Source organism: Mesorhizobium sp. WSM4845, from assembly GCF_055811455.1.
The window spans coordinates 14,674-32,625 of record NZ_JBVVQA010000020.1; the positions used below are offsets into that span (position 1 = coordinate 14,674).

At 60.2% G+C, this 17,952-nt stretch carries 14 protein-coding genes and 2 pseudogenes; 11 read left to right on the plus strand and 5 right to left on the minus strand.

The features are described from left to right. Nucleotides 1–212 precede the first annotated feature (212 nt). From AC0L2C_RS21665 to AC0L2C_RS21675, 3 genes are all read right to left on the minus strand, one after another. Complete coding sequence (locus tag AC0L2C_RS21665; RefSeq protein ID WP_473524388.1) at nucleotides 213–413, minus strand: hypothetical protein; 201 nt, start codon at nucleotides 411–413, stop codon at nucleotides 213–215. Between the two features lie 19 nt (nucleotides 414–432). Next, nucleotides 433–1,497, minus strand: a complete 1,065-nt coding sequence (locus AC0L2C_RS21670) for a LacI family DNA-binding transcriptional regulator (RefSeq protein ID WP_473524457.1) — start codon at nucleotides 1,495–1,497, stop codon at nucleotides 433–435. A 282-nt stretch (nucleotides 1,498–1,779) separates the two neighbouring features. Further along, nucleotides 1,780–3,078 (minus strand): dicarboxylate/amino acid:cation symporter, encoded by a 1,299-nt coding sequence (locus tag AC0L2C_RS21675; RefSeq protein ID WP_473524389.1) that lies wholly within the window; start codon nucleotides 3,076–3,078, stop codon nucleotides 1,780–1,782. Nucleotides 3,079–4,236: 1,158 nt separating this feature from the next. Here AC0L2C_RS21675 and nifA point away from each other — a divergent pair. The 3 genes from nifA (at nucleotide 4,237) to AC0L2C_RS21690 (ending at nucleotide 8,512) form a co-directional block, all read left to right on the plus strand. Beyond that, nucleotides 4,237–6,021 carry a nif-specific transcriptional activator NifA gene (gene nifA / locus AC0L2C_RS21680; RefSeq protein WP_473524458.1) on the plus strand — a complete coding sequence of 595 codons (1,785 nt, stop codon included), beginning with the start codon at nucleotides 4,237–4,239 and terminating at the stop codon, nucleotides 6,019–6,021. 232 nt (nucleotides 6,022–6,253) lie between these two features. Continuing rightward, on the plus strand, nucleotides 6,254–7,396 hold the full coding sequence (gene hisC / locus AC0L2C_RS21685; protein WP_473524390.1) for a histidinol-phosphate transaminase: 1,143 nt from the start codon (nucleotides 6,254–6,256) through the stop codon (nucleotides 7,394–7,396). An 87-nt stretch (nucleotides 7,397–7,483) separates the two neighbouring features. Then, a complete protein-coding gene (locus tag AC0L2C_RS21690; RefSeq protein ID WP_473524391.1) occupies nucleotides 7,484–8,512 on the plus strand; it encodes an LLM class flavin-dependent oxidoreductase in 1,029 nt (342 codons plus the stop codon). 241 nt (nucleotides 8,513–8,753) lie between these two features. On the opposite strand, the gene AC0L2C_RS21695 is transcribed toward AC0L2C_RS21690, so the two are convergent. Continuing rightward, on the minus strand, nucleotides 8,754–10,100 hold the full coding sequence (locus AC0L2C_RS21695) for an IS5 family transposase (protein WP_473524392.1): 1,347 nt from the start codon (nucleotides 10,098–10,100) through the stop codon (nucleotides 8,754–8,756). Between the two features lie 266 nt (nucleotides 10,101–10,366). On the opposite strand from AC0L2C_RS21695, the gene AC0L2C_RS21700 reads away from it, so the two are divergent. After that, the gene (locus tag AC0L2C_RS21700; protein WP_473524393.1) at nucleotides 10,367–11,482 is read left to right on the plus strand and encodes a Fic family protein; all 1,116 of its coding nucleotides are present in this window, start codon (nucleotides 10,367–10,369) and stop codon (nucleotides 11,480–11,482) included. Between the two features lie 497 nt (nucleotides 11,483–11,979). Here the strand turns inward: AC0L2C_RS21700 and AC0L2C_RS21705 are convergent, their stop codons facing one another. Next, entirely contained in the window at nucleotides 11,980–12,402 is a 423-nt protein-coding gene (locus tag AC0L2C_RS21705; protein WP_473524394.1) for a MerR family transcriptional regulator, read from the minus strand. A gap of 70 nt (nucleotides 12,403–12,472) precedes the next feature. Here AC0L2C_RS21705 and AC0L2C_RS21710 point away from each other — a divergent pair, with 70 nt between their 5' ends. The 7 genes and pseudogenes from AC0L2C_RS21710 to AC0L2C_RS21740 all read left to right on the plus strand — a co-directional run bounded on the left by AC0L2C_RS21710 (nucleotide 12,473) and on the right by AC0L2C_RS21740 (nucleotide 17,735). Next, nucleotides 12,473–14,698, plus strand: a complete 2,226-nt coding sequence (locus AC0L2C_RS21710; RefSeq protein WP_473524395.1) for a heavy metal translocating P-type ATPase — start codon at nucleotides 12,473–12,475, stop codon at nucleotides 14,696–14,698. A gap of 54 nt (nucleotides 14,699–14,752) precedes the next feature. Beyond that, nucleotides 14,753–14,886: pseudogene (locus AC0L2C_RS21715) on the plus strand (EamA family transporter); the annotation flags it as partial. Between the two features lie 2 nt (nucleotides 14,887–14,888). Then, nucleotides 14,889–15,284, plus strand: a pseudogene (locus AC0L2C_RS21720) (IS110 family transposase); the annotation flags it as partial. A 69-nt stretch (nucleotides 15,285–15,353) separates the two neighbouring features. Continuing rightward, nucleotides 15,354–15,917 (plus strand): recombinase family protein, encoded by a 564-nt coding sequence (locus AC0L2C_RS21725; protein WP_473524459.1) that lies wholly within the window; start codon nucleotides 15,354–15,356, stop codon nucleotides 15,915–15,917. Nucleotides 15,918–16,029: 112 nt separating this feature from the next. Then, nucleotides 16,030–16,314 carry a hypothetical protein gene (locus AC0L2C_RS21730; RefSeq protein ID WP_473524396.1) on the plus strand — a complete coding sequence of 95 codons (285 nt, stop codon included), beginning with the start codon at nucleotides 16,030–16,032 and terminating at the stop codon, nucleotides 16,312–16,314. Nucleotides 16,315–16,946: 632 nt separating this feature from the next. Then, nucleotides 16,947–17,249: a hypothetical protein gene (locus AC0L2C_RS21735; RefSeq protein WP_473524397.1), complete on the plus strand. Its 303-nt coding sequence runs from the start codon at nucleotides 16,947–16,949 to the stop codon at nucleotides 17,247–17,249. A gap of 192 nt (nucleotides 17,250–17,441) precedes the next feature. Next, nucleotides 17,442–17,735, plus strand: coding sequence for a hypothetical protein (locus tag AC0L2C_RS21740; RefSeq protein ID WP_473524398.1), 294 nt, complete (start codon nucleotides 17,442–17,444; stop codon nucleotides 17,733–17,735). The last annotated feature ends 217 nt before the right edge of the window (nucleotides 17,736–17,952 follow it).

A 17,952-nucleotide genomic window follows, 5' to 3' on the forward strand; every position in this document is an offset into this window, starting at 1 on the left:
CCATCAGCAAGCATTGCTGCAAAACGGCGCCAAAACTGCCCCCGACCGGCCTCGGCGTCGCCCGACCATTAGTGAGCGGGCCGACTCTGGGCAACGCACCGCTCCTGTTCGGAACACCGCATGAAGCGAAAGAGCCATTTTGGTGGGCCCGTTATGCTTCGTCCAGCAAACGATCGGCGCACGCGAGCAGCTTGTGAGGGATGCAGCCGAATTCAGCGCTGCTCCCACAACTGGCGAAGCTCCTTTGTAAGAGCTTCACGCTTAGCTTCATCTAACGTGATTGAATTGAGGAGATCCCCCAGCACGGCTTCGGCCTCGATCTGAATGAGCAGAGCGTACACTTCATTTGAAATGCGCACACCGTCCCGAGTGGAGTGGACCGCGCGGGCATTTATGAAAGGAATGTCGGCCATGGCGATAGATCACATCATTTCAGATGTTTTCCGGCAGATAGATGTCAAACGGCAGAAATGTCTGCCCCGGCGTCTCCGCCGTGCCGGTCTTGATGGCGCGATCCATCAGCAGCATCAGCTCCTGGCAAAGTCGGCGCAGTGGCGTGGCGACCGCCATCGTGATGATGTCATCAGCGAGGGCCTCCCGTGACTCCGGCGTGATTTCATTCACGATCACCACGAGATCCTGACCTTTGCCCTCTTCCCGGAGCGCTGAGATAGCGCCCTCCATGCCACCGCCGGCCATGTAGAAGCCGACGAGCTCAGGTTCCCGCTGCATAAGGTCCAGCAGCGCCTCGTAAGTGATCTGTCGTTTCTCAAGGTTCACGAGCGTATCGAGCACCTCGAATGCTGGCTCGTTCTCACGGAAAAAAGAACGAAAGCCGCTTTCCCGCAGCTCGTGACCCTGGAAACGGTGGCTGCCGACAAACACCGCCACCTTGCCAGGCCGTTTAGCGGCCTTGGAGAACATCCAAGCTGCCGTCCGCCCGACCCTGCGGTTGTTGAGACCGATGTAACCCTCGCGCACGCCAGCGGCGAAGTCAGAAAGGAGCGAGAAGACCGGGATGCCTTTCGCCTTGAGCTCCTCGACTGCTGCCGTGATCTTCGGGTGATCTGGCGCCACCATGGCGATCGCGTGGCATCGGCTACCAAGATCCTTAAGCAGTGCCGTCAGATCCCCAGGCAAATGTGACGGCGCGAATTCGATGAGCGGAATGCCGTGGAAGCAGTGGGCCGAACTGACCGACGCTTCGACCTCGCGCGCGAACTCCTGGTAGAAATGCTGGGCCGGTTTCCTCAAGATGAAGCCCAGCCGGTAGCGGGGCAGGTCCTTTCCCATGCGCTGTTTGATAAGTCCCGCAGCATGATAGCCGATCGCGTGGGCCGCGTGGTGGACGCGACGCGCGGTCTCCTCCCGCACCGGAAGGCGAGCGTTCAGGACCCGATCGACCGTTGCCACGCTCACCCCCGCTTCGCGGGCGAGATCGGCAATTGTAGGGCGCTTTGCCGTCGCTCCGATTTTGATCGGCTGGCGCTCCGTCATCCGGTGCATGCCGACGACGGATTGGGGCGGCAAAGTGATTTTGGCATCCACCCCGATCGACGGCCTATACATTGATCAGCGCTCCAGGCGCACCCGGGCGCGTCTCGGTCCGCGGTCCGTTTCCATAGGGCGTCCATATTTCTTGTCCTCACCGCATTTGATGCTTCTGATCTGTGGCACGCGAAGCGCTGTTTAGACCCAGCGAGCCGATTGTTTGGTGGCTGATGAGCCGGCGACTTGGCTGGTCGCGCTGCAGCAATCTTGCTGGCGCGGGCGGCCGGTTTAATCTCTCGGCAAGCTCCCGTAGAAGGCAGCTTTCATGCGCGTTTCGTCCAGCTCGCCTTCCCAGCGGGCGACAACCAGCGAGGCCACCGCATTGCCGATTACGTTCGTCAGCGCTCGGCATTCGGACATGAAGCGGTCCACGCCAAGGATGAGTGCCATCCCAGCAACGGGAACGCTTGGTATTACGGAGAGCGTAGCAGCCAAGGTGATAAAGCCGGCCCCTGTTATACCTGCGGCACCTTTCGAGGAAAGCATCGCGACAAGCAATAGGAAGATCTGATCGGGAATCGACAAGTGCGTGTTCGTCGCCTGGGCGATGAAGAGGGCGGCGAGCGTCATGTAGATATTGGTGCCGTCCAGATTGAAGGAATATCCAGTCGGGATGACGAGACCCACGACGGAACGCTTCGCGCCGGCGTTCTCCATCTTCGCGATGAGCGAGGGCAGCGCGGCCTCCGAGGAGGACGTTGCCAGGACCAGCAGCAGCTCTTCCTTGATGTAGCGCACGAGAGAAAAGATCGAGAAGCCGTTGTATCGGCAGACCGCGCCAAGAATCCCGAATACGAAGAGGAAGGCGGTGAAATAGAACGTCGCGACCAGCATCGCGAGGTTGGCCACCGAACCGATGCCATATTTGCCAATGGTGAAGGCCATGGCGCCGAAAGCGCCGACGGGCGCGGCCCTCATCAGAATGCCGACCAGCTTGAACACCGGCGCGAGGAGCGCCTGAAGCAAAGAAAGCACAGGCTTGCCCGTGTCGCCGACCATCGCCAGAGCGATGCCGAACAGCACCGAGAAGAACAGGACCTGCATGATGTCGCCTTCGGCGAAGGCACTAACGATCGTCGAGGGAATGATGTTCATCAGGAAGCCGGTCACCGACTGCTCGTGGACCTTGGCGGCATAGCCCTTCACGGCCTGGGCATCGAGCGACGCCGGATCGATGTTCAGGCCGGCACCCGGCTGAACGACATTTGCGACAATGAGACCAACAATCAATGCGAGGCTCGAGAAGGTGAGGAAATAGATCATTGCCTTGCCGGCGACCCGGCCGACCTTCTTGAGGTCATTCATGCCGGCAATGCCGGTCGTCACAGTTAGGAAGATCACCGGCGCAATAATCATCTTGACGAGCTTGATGAAGGCATCGCCGAGCGGCTTCAGGCTCTCGCCGACGTCCGGGTAGAAATGGCCAACTGCGACACCGAGGGCGATGGCGGTAAGCACCTGAATGTAGAGCTGGGCGTAGAAGGCCTTGCGGGGCGCAGGACCCGCGCTTCGGATTGGTGGAGCCAACAGCTTTTCTCTCCCTGACCGGATCGGGGCGGGCCTCCTCCCTCCCGCGCTTCTCCCATCGCGGCGCTCCGGTCACGCGCTGCTGGCATGTCGAACAGCAAGGGGCGTGCCAAGTGGAGACCCGCGCCCGAATACGCGTATTCCTCCGCTCGGTGAGGCAGACTCAGTAGGGTGGGCTGTGCGGGTTTCCGCACTGTTTCCGTCATCTCTGGCGAAATCCCGCACTAACGCCCAGCTTTGCACCCATTGCTTTAGCCCGACAGCCACCAGCCGGTAACTCTGGCATCCGCTGTGTCCGCTCGCTTCTTTGTCGCATTTGCGACCCGGCCGGGCACGGAAGTGGAGGATTCCCTACACGAGCTGGCTCTTACCGCGCTCCCTCTGCAGCCGTGGCGTCCCGACGGGTCGTCGAAAAGACCGAATGATTCACCGGACCTGGCGCGCATCGGTGCGACTCAGAAGATGCTTCATAGCGCGAACACTTAAGCCGCTCGACGACACTTCGGGCCGTAGTGTCCGACGCAGCCGCCCTAACGCCGACAGCATCCCGGAGGCGTCGACCTCCGTACGCTCACCGCGCCGGGCATCCGTGAACACGCCGGGGTAACTCTGCCGTTCGAGATCGATCCGTCGGCAAATCTCAGTTGATGGAATTCTATCATGTCCTCCTGCTTTCCTTTCAGAAATGCGAGGAAAGCTCGGTTGACTAGCCATCCTCATTCCCGCTCTGTAGGGCAACGTGTGGTTGCGCTCCGGAAGCCTGAACCGCGCCTCAGTTCAGTAAGGATAGCCAAGCCATGCATCAAGCCTTGCCTCCGGCGTCTTTCGGGCTTGCCCCTCGTCAGGGCCTGACCGACGCCCAAAACCGTGACCCACACTTGATCTTATGCAAGGCAGTATGTCGCCTGCGGAACTCTGGCGTCCTCCCGCCGACACATCACGACTACCCGCATCAACGTCTCAAGCGTTCCGGTAAGCGGCTCCCACCCGCAAGCAAGTGCGCCAATCATGCTGCGGCTCGCCGTGCGAAGACATTCTTGTTGGTGCCGGCCATCGGTGGCTCGGGCCCTGATGCCATCTGATGATGCGTTTACGCGGGGGGACATCGCAGATCCAGATGGCGCGGCGTTGCTGTCGCGGCCCAAGATCGAGGATGACATGTCAGATCAGGACAATGGTCGCCAATCTGAAGACAGTGCTGAGCAGACTTCGTCAAGCTGCACATCATTGCACGACACCAAAAGGGATGACTCGGAACCCGCCATTCTGCCGTCGCGCGCGAGCGCGCTTGCCGGCATCTACGAAATTTCGAAAGCGCTCACCGCCCCCTCCGGGCTCGAGGTCAGACTGGCCAACGTTGTAGACCTGCTGCGATCGTTTCTGCAGATGAGGCACGGCATCATCTCTCTTTTCGACGGTGATGGCGAACTGGAAATCATCGCAGGCGCCGGCCGGACCGAGAGCTGCAGTGAGCGCTGCCGGACGTACGTTCCGCGGAATGCAATCGACCAGGTTTTGGCGACGGACAAGCCCCTGGCCACCGAGAACATCGCGGTTCATCCGGCTTTCACCGCCGCCGACATGGACGTGCTCGCGGCTTCCGACGACATACCAGTGTCCTTCATCGGCGTTCCCATTCGCGTCGATGCAAATGTCGTGGGCACGCTGACCATCGACCACGTACTGCGCCATGGCTCAAGAGTTTGGCTCGATTACAGCCTCTGTCTGCTCCCGCTAATCGCCAACCTGGTAGGGCAGGCAGTGAAGTCGCATCGCTCTTTCGAGGGCGACCGCGAGCAACCAATGGCAAAGCAGGACTCCCTGCCAAAGCAGAAGCGCCTAGCCCCGCAGCGTAACACTCACGTGGAGGGGATGATTGGCGACAGTTTGGCGTTGCGCGGTCTGCTTGAGAAGGTCGCGCTCGTAGCCAAGGCCAAGATTGCGGTTCTGTTGCGAGGCGAATCCGGTACCGGGAAGGAGCTGGTCGCCAAGGCTATCCACGAGTTGTCCCCGCGCGCCAAGCGGCCCTTCATCAAGCTCAATTGCGCGGCGCTACCCGAGACTGTGCTGGAATCCGAATTGTTCGGCCATGAGAAGGGTGCATTCACAAGCGCGTTCAACTCGCGCAAGGGGCGCTTTGAGCTGGCCGACAAGGGGACATTGTTCCTAGACGAGATCGGCGAGATTTCGGCCTCGTTCCAGGCAAAGCTCTTGCGCGTGCTGCAGGAGCAGGAATTTGAGCGGGTCGGGGGCAACCAGACCATTAAAGTCGACGTCCGCATCATTGCCGCCACGAACAAGAACCTGGAAGAGGCAGTTGCCAGAAACGAGTTCCGTGCCGACCTCTACTACCGCATCAGTGTTGTTCCCTTGCTGGTGCCGGCGCTTCGCGAAAGGCGCAGCGATATTCCGCTCCTCGCAGCTGAGTTTCTCAAGAATTTCAACGATGAGAATGGCCTTATGTTGACCTTCGATCCGAGCGCGATCGAAGTACTGATAAACTGTGACTTTCCCGGCAACATTCGCGAATTGGAAAACTGCGTGTATCGGACCGCAGTTCTGGCGGCGGGGCCATCAATCGGGAAAGATGACTTTGCATGCTGCCAAGACAAATGCTTCGCCGAGGCGCTGCATAATTGCAGACTTGGCAAAGTCGCGCTGCAACCCTCGCCGATCGGGCCGCTGCCGCTGAGTCCGGCCATACCGCCGGCTGCTGCCGGTAGATCTGCCGCCGTCGCACCGCCGTCGGACACCGTAGGGCAGCCGCCGCTGGACCCAGCCGGGGTAGTCCACTCTGCGAGAATGGCCGATGCCGAACGTGTCATCCAGGCGATGGAGAGATGTGGCTGGGTCCAGGCAAAGGCGGCACGCCTGCTCGGACTGACGCCGCGCCAAATCGGCTACGTGTTGAGGAAATACGGCATCGAGATCAAACGTCTTTGAACAAATCACCGAGCCGAGTAGCTGGGACAATCAAGTATTCGTGCCTTGGCGCCCTTGAGGAGTGATGCGGGGCTCCTGCAATTCCGATCCGATCGCACAGACCGCGCTGCCCCCGCGGTCGTCGCCCCACCGTGCACCCGGGTCTCACGGCAGCGCTATCGTCGGTGGTCCAGGCCCTGTCTTGATCACCAGCTCGTGCCGGACGCACTGAGACTGAAACGGAGAAAAATTGATGTCTGATGCAAAACTGCAAACTGTGCTTTCTTCCCTTTCGCAAGTAGCGGGACAGTTAGATGTTCTGCTGTCCGACAAACCGGCGCCGGATCCTTGTTGCGTCAAGCTAAACACGAACGAGAACCCGTTTCCGTTGCCGAAAGCCATAATGCAAAGTGCGATGGCGGCTCTTGAACGGCAATATTTATATCCAGAAGACGACAACGTCAGCTTGCGGCAAGCAGCGTCGGAAGCCTACGGCGTCTCGAAGGATCAGGTGATCGCCGGAAACGGATCGTCTGAACTGCTCGGGCTTATCTACAGAGCTTTCCTGGTTCCAGGAGACAGAATGGCGATGATGTCGCCGGGGTTTTCGTTCAACCGCAAACTTGCCCGTTTGCAGGGCGCTCAATTTCTCGAAATCGGATGGTGCGCAGATCATTCCTTGCCCGTCGAAGACTTGCTTTTGGGACCGGCAAAAGATGCCAAGTTCATTCTGCTGGCCAACCCAAACAATCCGACCGGAACGTTTGTTCCAGTGGCCGATGTTGAACGCCTGGTATCGCAATCAGACCGTCTGATTGTCTTGGATGAGGCCTATGTCGATTTTGCACCGGACAATGGTCTGCATCTCCTCGATCGCTATCCAAACCTCCTGATCTTGAGAACATTCTCGAAAAGCTATGCCACCGCCGGCATTCGCGTCGGTTTTGGACTTGGCCACCCCGAAGTCATTGGCAGGCTGCGGGATCTCCAGAACGTCTTCAACATGAATGTGATCGGTCAGGCGGTTGGCATCAGTGTGCTTGGGCACCGCGCCGCCTATGCCGAGAACCACAAGCACATCAAGCATGAAAGACAGCGGGTGACGGTGGCACTGTCGAAAATCGGATTTTCCGTAATACCTTCTCACGCAAATTTCCTGCTAGCGCGTGTGCCACCGGGGCAGGAAGGCTCATGGTGGCAAGCAGCCTTGGAAAGGCAAAAGATACTCGTCGCCTTCTTTCCGGATGCAGGGCTGGAAAATTACATCCGCATCAGCATCGGTACGAAAACCGAGATGGATGAATTCCTTGACGCCGCCAGAGAGATAGCAGGAAGGGCGGAGGAAACGATCCCGCTGTGCCGGCGGTCAGCGGCTGCTGCCTTAACCAGTGGATAGTTCCCCGGCCATTAAGCGCACCGATAATTTGAATTTGCTTGCATCATTGCGAGCCACGAACTGTTGCAAAGAGTTGGAGAAAATCGCGTGAAGAATGCCTTCCCACAGGGCCTGACCTTCGGCATATTCGACCACCTGGACGAGGACGGCTGCGAGATTGCCCGGCAATACGCCGATCGCCTGAGTTTGGCAGAGGCCTGCGATCACCTTGGTTTCTACGCGTATCATCTGGCAGAGCACCACTGCACTCCGCACGGGAGGGGCCCATCGCCGAATCTGTTCTTATCTAGCGTCGTCCAGCGCACCCGGCATCTTCGCGTCGGCCCGATGGTAATGCTCCTTGCCCTTTATCATCCGCTGCGTGCGTTCGAGGAGATCTGCATGCTGGACCAATTGAGTGGTGGCAGGGTCGAACTGGGTATAGGGCGCGGCTCTCTCCCAGTCGAACTGGGTTACTTCGGGATTGCTGCGGAGGCGGCGCCAGGTCACTATGCGGAAGCCAGCGAAATCCTTATCAAGGCGATGAAGGGCGACACGCTGTCCTATCGCGGCCGCCATTTTGAGCTGAATGACGTCCCTTTGACGCTGAGATCTTATCAGCGCCCCCATCCACCGACATGGATCGCCACCAATAGACCCGAGTCGGCCAGCTGGGCCGCTTCAAGTGGCGCCAATATCGCGTGCCTTGGACCTGCCTCTTCTGTTCGCAGAATTACAGATGCATTCCGAGCCTGCCGGGAGCGCAGTGCCGACGCGGACGAGCGAGGGCCATTTCTTGGAATGCTCCGCATGGTCGTGATCGCGCGATCGGAAACAGATGCATATGCGCTCGCGGCACCCGCTTACGAACGATGGCTCAAGAGCTTCAGGTTCCTCTACGACCTCAATGCGCTCCAGACGCCCCCAAATCTGCCGCTGAGCTTGGATGCAGCAATCGAAAGCGAATTGTGCGTGGTGGGAACGGCATCTTCCGCGCGACAAGCTCTTCTTGATCAGCTCGAAGAGGCCGGTGCTAATTATCTACTTTGCCAACTAGCATTTGGGAATCTGTCCTTAGACGCTTCGCTATACACCGCAAGGACGATCCAATCTGAAATCATGGCTCAAGTTACCTGACGTGGAATGCGCGCTCCGCCTTCGGAGTTGAATTTCTCCGGCGCATCATCACTTTCCCGATCCCGCGCATGATGCCGATATAGTGCTTGCTGTGTGAGTGGAGGGGCGCGCACGCTTGTGGAGGCCCTAGATACTTGGAGCGACCGGCCTGCCGATTAAGAAATCGCCCCGATTTCGTTTCGCGAGAGAGGCGAACTTGTGCGTACCAGGGCAAAACGTCGGCTGTGAACAATCTTGATCGCTAAGCGGCAAGCTGCTTCGGCCGGTTCAGGAACGCGGCGATCAAGAGCCACAAAAACGCCTTCAGCCACCTGAGCAGGAGGGAGAAGTTGTAACCGGCTGCGGCCAGGATGGCGTTGATCGCATCGCCTTGGGTGTGAGCGAGGTAATTGCGGCCCATTCTGTGTTCGTTCTTGATGTGGCCGATCACCGGCTCGACGGCCGATCGCCGCCGCATCTGGCGCTTGATGGCCGGTGTCACGCGGCGCTTTTGACCAGCGGTGAAGACCCTGAACTTATGACTTTGCGGCGCATTGTGGCCGCGGTAGCCGGCATCTGCGAGGATGCGCTGCGTTTCGGATCCGATGATCCGTTGCATGTCCGGGATGATCGTTGCCAGGGTATGGCCGTCATAGGGGTTGCCGGGGAGCGCCATGGCGTGCAGGGCGAACTGGCCGCCCTTTGAACGCTTCAGCGTCGTCGCCACGGACACCTTCACCCCGAACTCGTAGGGCGCGTGCGCCTTGCCCTTGCCGATGCATTCCACCTCGTGCGCATGCAGGCTGTAGATCTTGCGGCCGCGCTGGCGCTGACGCTGTTCGAGAACGGTGGAGGCCTGGTAGAGCGACCATTTGAAAAGCGCGTCCAGCTCCGCGTCGCCGGCGATCTGACGGGAGATGTCGCGGACGGTGCGCCCCAGATACGTCCTGAGCCTGCGCAGCGCCTTGTTGGCCCGCTTGAATTGCTTGGCGTGGGCGTAGCGCTGATACATGATCAGCGCCTGTTTGCCGACCCGGACATAGGACTGACGCAGGTCGAGCCGCGTCTTCTTCGCCAGCCGCACCAGCCGCTCGCGGGCGCGATGGATGAGCTTGGCGTCGGTCGGGAACATCACGTTCTTGGGTTGAACCGTCGTGTCGACAATGACCCGGCGCGTATCCTGCGGCTTCATCGCCCCAGTCTTGACCGCAATGCTGAGGCTTTCCTGCAGCAGCACCATGATCCGCTCCTCGCCCATGCGGCTGCGCCAGCGCGTCATCGAGGAGCGGTCGAACGGCAGGTCGTGGCGGAAGAACTCCTCGCCGCACAGATACTGGAAATACGGGTTCTCGATCCAGCGTGCGCACAGCGCCTCGTCTGACAGGTTGAAGGTGTGCTTGAGGACGGCGAGCCCCGCCATCAGACGGGTCGGCAGCGGCGGCATGCCGGGACCGTCCGAATAGACCGCACCGAAGCGCGCCTCCAGCACCGGCCAGTCGATGGTGCGGGCCAGCCGCACCAACTCATGGTTCATGTTGAGGATCTGATCAAGGCGAGCGCGGAACAGATCCTGTTCTCCAGTCTCGCGCCGCTCGCGTGGTCTGCCCATCGCCTGGCTCCCGATTCACTGCGATGAAAGCAGTGAATCACGCTTCGCCAGGCGGCGAAATCGCAAACTGGAATTGCAAGAAAACTATCCACAAACTGGCCGTTACCTGCAATTCGGAAGCCTGAAAAGTAGACTATTCCTATGCGATATCAGCGGCTTCCGTATTCTTCACGGCCGACCAAAACCCCGGTTTCTGAGGCATAGAGAGGATTACTATAGCTCATTATTTAAGGCACTATGAGTTATAGAAAGGTACGCTATAACTCATGGTATGGAATTGGGAGCAGGCTGACTGGCCGCATTTTACCTACGATAAGGAAGAATTGGAACCGCTGGAAAGCGAATTCCTGCTCCGATCGGGTGAGTTCCTGGGTGTCTTTCGGCACGTCGGTTCTGACGATCGCGACCAGATACGCATCGATCTTATCAGTGAAGAGGCCTTGAAGACATCCGCGATTGAAGGGGAATACCTCAACCGCGAGAGTCTGCAATCATCCCTGCGCCAGCAACTTGGGCGGGGCAGCGAGAACAGGCGCATTCCGCCTGCCGAGCGCGGCATCGCGGAAATGATGGCCGACGTGTATTTACATTTTGGCCATGCCCTCTCGCATCGCACTCTCTACGCTTGGCACAAGATGGTGATGTCGGGGGAACGGCGTATTGAGACCATTGGCAAATACCGCCAGCATGCCAACGTCATGCAGATCGTTTCCAATCGGCTGGATAAGCCCAAAGTGCATTTCGAGGCACCTCCCTCAGCGCGGGTCAAAGCCGAAATGGATGGTTTCACCGCTTGGTTCAACGATACCGCGCCTAAAGGTAAGACGCCGCTCCCGGCGTTGACGCGAGCCGGTATCGCGCACTTTTATTTCGAGAGCATCCACCCATTTGAGGATGGCAACGGCCGCCTTGGCCGTGCCCTCTGCGAAAAGGCGCTTGCTCAAAGCCTGGGTGAACCAAGTCTCATCGCTTTGGCATACACGATCGAACGCCACCGCAAGGCCTACTACGACAACCTGCAGGCCAGCAATAAGAGCAACGCGGTAACAAATTGGCTGCTCTACTTTGCCAACACGATCCTTGAAGCGCAACGCGTAACGCTGGTCCGCGTCGAATTCTCCGTAGCTAAAGCCAAGTTTTACGAACGCTACCGAAACCAGTTCAACGAGCGGCAGGAAAAGGTCATCGCCCGAATGTTCCGCGAAGGCATCGACGGGTTCAAAGGAGGGCTCAGCGCCGAGAATTATATCGCCATCACTCAAGCATCGCGCGCGACGGCGACAAGAGATCTGCAAGACCTCGTTTCCAAGGGCGCGATGACAAGAACTGGCGAACGGCGACACACGCGTTACGCCCTGAACATTCTGGATGACCGCAGGTAAACCGCAGCACGGATTTATTGCCACCTTACTCGCGCAGCGACACGTGCGAAGTTTTGAGCAAAAAGGTCTATGAATTCAGGATCGCGCTGGGCAAAGCCTGGGCACCAAGTCCGACTTAAACGGGTCCGTTTGCATTTCGCTGAGATTTCAGGGCAACGGTTGCGGTCCCAGCGTGTTTTGTCTTCAAGTGTCGGCAATGTTCATGGCCGAAGCGATACGGCCAACGCATCGGCGGTGCCGCTCCGCCTTTCTCAAAATCACCTTCGGTCTGGCCCACCTGGTTTGTTACATGGGTAAAGCAAATCACGTCCTTGCGACGCGCCGATGCAAAGGAATAGAGGGCGGCTGCTACAATTGCCGAAGTGCAAGCCGGACTTCAGCTGGGTGGCTTAGCCGTGGTCAAAACCATCACCTCGCCGTGCGGTCGCGCCTCATGACCTGGAGGATGGAGGAAAGGCCGGCTCACGAATGATTAGATCGTTCGAGATCGGGTCCAGTCAGTGCCGAGCGTGTTCGCACTGGCTGTGATCGGCCAGCACCTCAATCACCCGGCATTCGCCGACCTTCCCGTGCCGGCAGCCTTCGACCATGAGTTGAAGTTCGGCCTTCAATGCCGTGAGGCTGCGTATCCGCTGAACGACGTCGGCCAGCCGCGCCTGGGCTATGGTGTCGGCCGTGGCGCAGGGCTGGCTGGGATTATCCTGCAACGTCAGCAGGGTGCGGATGGCTTCGATGCCGAACCCCAACTCGCGTGAATGGCGAATAAACGCCAGCCGGCGCAAATCGCTGGTTTCATAGTGCCGTCGATTGCCCTCGCTGCGGTTCGGCACGGGCAGCAGGCCGATCTGCTCATAGTAGCGGATGGTCGGCACTTTCACGCCGCTCTGTCGTGCTGCTTCGCCAATCGGGACACTGCGCATGATTTTTCGCTTGCTCCTCTAGTCGCTAGAGAATGTAGCGTGCCGCTGGAATGGTTCAAGGAGTGAGACGATGGCTGCAACCGCCGCACAAACTCGTTATCGCGTTGAAGGCATGGATTGTGCCGGCTGCGCGACGAAAATCGATAGCGCGGTGCGCCGCATGCTTGGAGTCCGGGATGTGAACGTCTCGGTCACTGCCGCCACCATGACCGTCAGGCACACTGCCGAAAGCGACCTCGCCGCGATCGAAAAGAAGGTGACGGGCCTCGGCTATTCTGTGGCTCTGAGCGAAGCCGGACAGATTGCCAAGTCGGTCGGGCACGGCACCAAAGGCGGCCATGACCACGCTGGCCGCGACCATGCCGGCACAGCCAAAGATGACCACGACGATGTGGAGGGCTTGCATGGCCACGACCACACGCCGGCCACGGGTCCGTGGTGGAACAGCGCCAAAGGCCGGCTGAGTATCGCCAACGGCGCTGCGTTGGCCGCAGCTTTTGCGATTCACTATGTCTGGCCGGCCACCGGCGTCTGGCTTTTCATTGTCGCCATGCTGATCGGACTGGTGCCGATTGCACGGCGAGCTGTGATGGCCGCGCTCGCCGGCATTCCCTTCACCATCGAAATGCTGATGACCATCGCGGCGATCGGCGCCGTCATCATCGGTGCCGGCGAGGAAGCCGCCACCGTGGTCTTCCTGTTCCTCGTCGGTGAGTTGCTGGAAGGCGTGGCCGCCGGCAAGGCGCGCTCCAGCATCCAGGCGCTGACCACGCTGGTGCCCAAGACGGCATTCCTGGAGGAGAATGGCGCCGCGCGCGAAGTTCCGGCCGAAGCCCTTGGGGTTGGCGCCGTCATTCTGGTGCGGCCGGGCGATCGCATTCCAGCCGACGGCAAGATCATCGAGGGCGAAAGCGCCATCGATGAATCGCCGGTGTCGGGGGAAAGCGTGCCGGTGCGCAAGGGCGTCGACGCGGACTTATTCGCCGGCACCATCAATGGCGACGGCGTGTTGCGCATCACCGTCACGGCTGCGGCGTCCGACAACACCATCGCCCGCATCGTCAAGCTGGTCGAGGAGGCCCAGGAAAGCAAGGCGCCGACGGAACGCTTCATCGACCATTTCTCACGCTGGTATACGCCCGCCGTCGTCGCCGTGGGGGCTCTGGTGGCCGTCGTCCCGCCGCTGGCCTTCGGCGACGACTGGAACGAATGGATCTACAAAGGCCTGGCGCTGCTGCTCATCGGCTGCCCCTGCGCCCTCGTCATATCGGTGCCGGCGGCAATCGCCGCCTCGCTCTCGGCCGGCGCCAGGCGTGGTCTTTTGATGAAAGGCGGCGCGGTGCTGGAAGGCTTGGGCAAGATCACCGCCGTGGCTTTGGACAAGACCGGGACGCTGACTCAAGGCAAGCCCGTGGTGACGGATGTCGTAGCCATCGAGATCAGCGAAAAAGAGCTGCTGTCGCTGGCCGCTGCACTCGAAACCGGATCGAGCCATCCGCTTGCCCTGGCTATCCTGCGAAAGGCCAAGGCCGATCGCGTGCCGGTGCCGCCGGCGGCGGAGGCCAAGGCGCTCGGCGGCAAGGGCGTCGTCGGTCGCATTGGCGGTAAGAACGTCTTCCTGGGCTCGCCGATCGCTGGAGGCGAGAAGGTCGCGCTGCCGGCCGAGCAGGCGGTCTGCATCGCCGAACTCAACGACCAGGGCAAGTCGGTGTCGGTGCTGCTGATCAACGACGTGCTGGCCGGTTTCATCGCCATGCGCGACGAGCCTCGGCCGGACGCGCAGGCCGGCCTCAAGGCGCTGACCGATGTCGGCATCAGGACTGTCATGCTGACTGGCGACAACCAGCGCACGGCGGCGGCAATCGGCAAGCAACTCGGTATCGAGGTGCGCTCGGAACTGCTGCCCCAAGACAAGCAACGCATTGTCGGCGAGTTGAAAGGGCAGGGGCTGACGGTCGCCAAGGTCGGCGACGGCATCAACGATGCGCCGGCGCTCGCCGCGGCCGACATCGGCATTGCCATGGGCGGCGGCACCGATGTCGCCTTGGAGACGGCAGATGCGGCGGTGCTGCATGGCCGCGTCGGCGATGTCGCGGCGATGATAAAACTGTCTCAGGCGACCATGGCCAACATCAAGCAGAACATCACCATGGCGTTGGGGCTGAAGGCGGTGTTCCTGGTGACGACCGTAGTCGGCATCACCGGCCTGTGGCCCGCCATTCTCGCCGACACAGGCGCGACGGTGCTGGTGACAGCCAACGCCATGCGGCTGTTGCGCTGGAAAGGTTGGGTGTAGATTGCGGCCTTCTATGTCGTTTGGGACGGCTCGATGAGCAACAACCATTCGCATCGAAGCGGCGCGTATTATTCGCCCGCGCCGTTTATCGGGGCATTTCTGGCGATTGCCCTTTTGGGTGAGCCCCTGACTGCCCGGCTGGTGCTGCCGGCGTGCTGATGGGGGTAGGTCTCTTGCTGCATCTCGCCGCGAGCCGTACCGGCGCTTCATGGCCATCCCCGGCTTCCGCTCGCGCGACGTCGCGGCCTACTTCGGGCTGACTTCGTGGCGCTGGCTGTCGGGCACTTCGATTGACGTTCAAGGCCGGACATCGAAGGCCGGCGACGTGGACGAGCTGCGCCCGCTCTACGAGGCGGAGTCCGGTTTGATGACGCGCTTCAAGGGCAAGGACAAGGTCAAGAGGTGAGGCCGAGAGATCGCAAAACGCTTTGCGGTGGCGCGCTGGCGGTGATCATGAACGCGATGTGGAGCGACGGTACGTTCTACGTCGGCGATCGGACGGCGGGCGAGCCCGACGCCGCGCAACGCGCGTATCAAGGACCGCAAGCTGCTGGGCGCACATGATGAGCAGTGCGGCGGCAGCTGAAACGCATGGCGCCGGCACGCTGACGGACGCCGTCTGAACCAGGAGATCCGCTCCGGCGGATGAGGACCGATTGCCTGCGAAAAACGCAGCGGGAAGGATGTCGACCGACGCCAGCTTCAGCGAGTGCTCAAAGCGCTAGAACCCCGCGACGTTCTGTATGCCGTCGTCGGTGATCGGGTGGCGCGGGATTCCATCGACATGCTGCACATCGTCTGGACGGTCTCATCAACTGGCGCAGAACTCCATCTGCTGGACGAGCCCTTTGTCGACACCACATCCGAGATGTCGGATCTCATCGTCTTTCTGTGGGGATGGGCGACCAAATGCCTGAGCGTACGATCCTGGAAAACACCTGGAATGGCCGCGCTCGTTCTATGCCAGAGGCGTTCAAGTTCGGCCGGAAGCCGAAGCTCTCTCAGCAGCAGAGGCGGGAAGCACTGGCGAGTTTGGCAGCCGGGGAGGCGATGCGTTCAGGCGCGCGGCGCTATAACGTCAGCAAGAGTACGATTTCCAGACTGCAGTCACAGACCCTCGGATAGAGTGCTGAACAAACTGGACCGTCGGCAGGACGACGGTGCGAGGATTTGGATTGCGTCTGAGGGATTCTCGCGTATCCTGCCTGTGCGCATCTGAGCATAAGGTGGCGCCTGGCGCATTCATCAGCCACCTCTTGAAGAACCAGCGTCGGTCTGGCGACCGAAAATGCTGAGGTAAGAGACCGCTATTCCCATAAGGAAACATTGTCATGGATTCCGATGCCGTTATTGCGTCCCTGCCTGTCACCGGGACCGACGGTACCGTGCTTATCGATACCGCTCACGCCGCTTTTGAAAGGATTATCGAGCGGATGGAACCGGCCAATGAGGATCTGACTCGAAGCTATTGGGATGCCGAGAGTTATATCGACAATGAAATCACCTCATCCATGCTGCCGATCTCACTGGATTACGCCGCGTACCTCGTTGATGTATTTCTGATGCCTCATGTCGCTCAACTGGCAGGCGCCGAGGTTGCCAAGTCACGAACTTGAACCTTTCCAGTGGCAACTGGGTTTACCTGCTGCCTGGGGGACTTCGCGATCAATGCCGTGACCATGGCCGCCTCCTCTTCAAGGGTGGCGGTTAGGCGGTTGATCTGAGAAGCCGTTGCGGCGAGTTCGGGGCCGTAGCCAGTGACGAGATGCTCCCGGTTCTGGCTGAGGGACCGTGGTCGTCTTCGCGCGAAGACGCAGCCCTGCTTCGAGGGCCGCCTGCTCCAAGCTCGATCTACCTTAAAGGATAGCTCCGATGCGGTCAGGAAATGCTTTTCAACGGTGAGGATGACACTCGCGTCCTTGGTCAACTTGCACTGCGCGTGATCTCCGGACCAAGCTTCAGGTCAATCGAGTAGCGCTTGGGGCTGATCGTCTCTTTCGCCTGCTCGAAAAGGGCGAGAGATTCTGCTGTCAGCTTGCCGGTACCCCAGAATTCGAATCGCAGGGGCAGGCTCTGCCAGTCGGGATGTTTCCGGGCGGCCGCGTAGCATGTGGGCACGCTGGAGCCACCGCTTGAACAGATCGTCCGGAATATAGGCGTAAGGGTTGTACCTTTGCACTCGATCATGCAGCTGGACGGAAATGAGGTGGGACCTGACACGCGACTAAGCGCCTCGGACCTGGCCGCGATGGACGATGCGGCGCTAATCGAGACGTTGCGGAGTGATCAGGATCGGCGGGAAGGGCTGCTCGATTCTTGGCGGCAGTTTGCGGCGGCGCAGCCGAAACGCGCGGTTAACTCGGTCAAATTTGCGGTCGCTGAAGATCCCGGCCCGGCCGATATCTGGGGGCCCGGCTGGTATGGGGTGCGCGATGCCGAAGGTGAAGGCTCCGGGGCAACCATCGACGAGACGATAGGCGCTGTTCACGCAGCTGCCGGACGAGCTGTTCGCGAAGGACGAATTATTACGCGGCGCCGCCGACCTGCTTGAGGCGAGGAGCCGCGTGCTGGCGGGAAGCGACGAACCGGCCGTCTTGTGGGCGTTGTTCGACCGCGCGCTGCCAGCAGCGAGCAAGGAGACGCTCGACCACGAGCAGGACTACGTTCGTCACGTCCGGCGCTTCGCAGCCTTCCTCCGACGCTCTCCCGATACTGCGACGCCGAGGACATCCGTCGCTTTCAGTTGTATCAGCATGAGAACGGCGTCGGGCCTGCGACCATCAACGGCGCGGTCTCAGCGTTGCGGTTCCTGTTCCTGGTGACGCTGAAGCGGCGGGATCTGGCACGTGTGCTGGTGATCATGCGCTATCCACACAAGGTGCCGGACGTGCTGAGCGTCGAGGAAGCGGCGCGGCTGCTCGAGGCAGCACCTAGTATCAAGTACAAGGCCGCGCTCGGTGTCGCCTATCGCGCGGGCCTGCGCTATCGGAGGTCGCGCACCTCAAGATCGATGATATCGACAGCACACGCATGCTGATCCGGCTCGAACAGGACAAAGGACGCAAGGATCGCAACCCCATGCTTTCGCCGCAACTCTTGGAACCGCTGCGGCTGTGGTGGCGCCAGAAGCGAGACACTGGCGAACTACGCACCCGAGTGGCGCCTATTCTCTTCCCGAGCGCTTAATGATTATTCTTTGGCCGGACTGCGGGCCGAGCGGGTCGGATGCATGAGGTAGGTTGGCGTCATAGTAG

Excerpts from the sequence above, each read along its gene's own strand:
- AC0L2C_RS21695 (WP_473524392.1), bottom strand. The coding sequence starts at position 10,100 with ATGGGCAGACCACGCGAGCGGCGCGAGACTGGAGAACAGGATCTGTTC.
- AC0L2C_RS21730 (WP_473524396.1), top strand. The coding sequence starts at position 16,030 with ATGGATTCCGATGCCGTTATTGCGTCCCTGCCTGTCACCGGGACCGAC.
- AC0L2C_RS21735 (WP_473524397.1), top strand. The coding sequence starts at position 16,947 with ATGGACGATGCGGCGCTAATCGAGACGTTGCGGAGTGATCAGGATCGG.
- nifA (WP_473524458.1), top strand. The coding sequence starts at position 4,237 with ATGTCAGATCAGGACAATGGTCGCCAATCTGAAGACAGTGCTGAGCAG.
- AC0L2C_RS21710 (WP_473524395.1), top strand. The coding sequence starts at position 12,473 with ATGGCTGCAACCGCCGCACAAACTCGTTATCGCGTTGAAGGCATGGAT.
- AC0L2C_RS21670 (WP_473524457.1), bottom strand. The coding sequence starts at position 1,497 with ATGACGGAGCGCCAGCCGATCAAAATCGGAGCGACGGCAAAGCGCCCT.
- AC0L2C_RS21705 (WP_473524394.1), bottom strand. The coding sequence starts at position 12,402 with ATGCGCAGTGTCCCGATTGGCGAAGCAGCACGACAGAGCGGCGTGAAA.
- AC0L2C_RS21700 (WP_473524393.1), top strand. The coding sequence starts at position 10,367 with ATGGTATGGAATTGGGAGCAGGCTGACTGGCCGCATTTTACCTACGAT.
- AC0L2C_RS21665 (WP_473524388.1), bottom strand. The coding sequence starts at position 413 with ATGGCCGACATTCCTTTCATAAATGCCCGCGCGGTCCACTCCACTCGG.
- hisC (WP_473524390.1), top strand. The coding sequence starts at position 6,254 with ATGTCTGATGCAAAACTGCAAACTGTGCTTTCTTCCCTTTCGCAAGTA.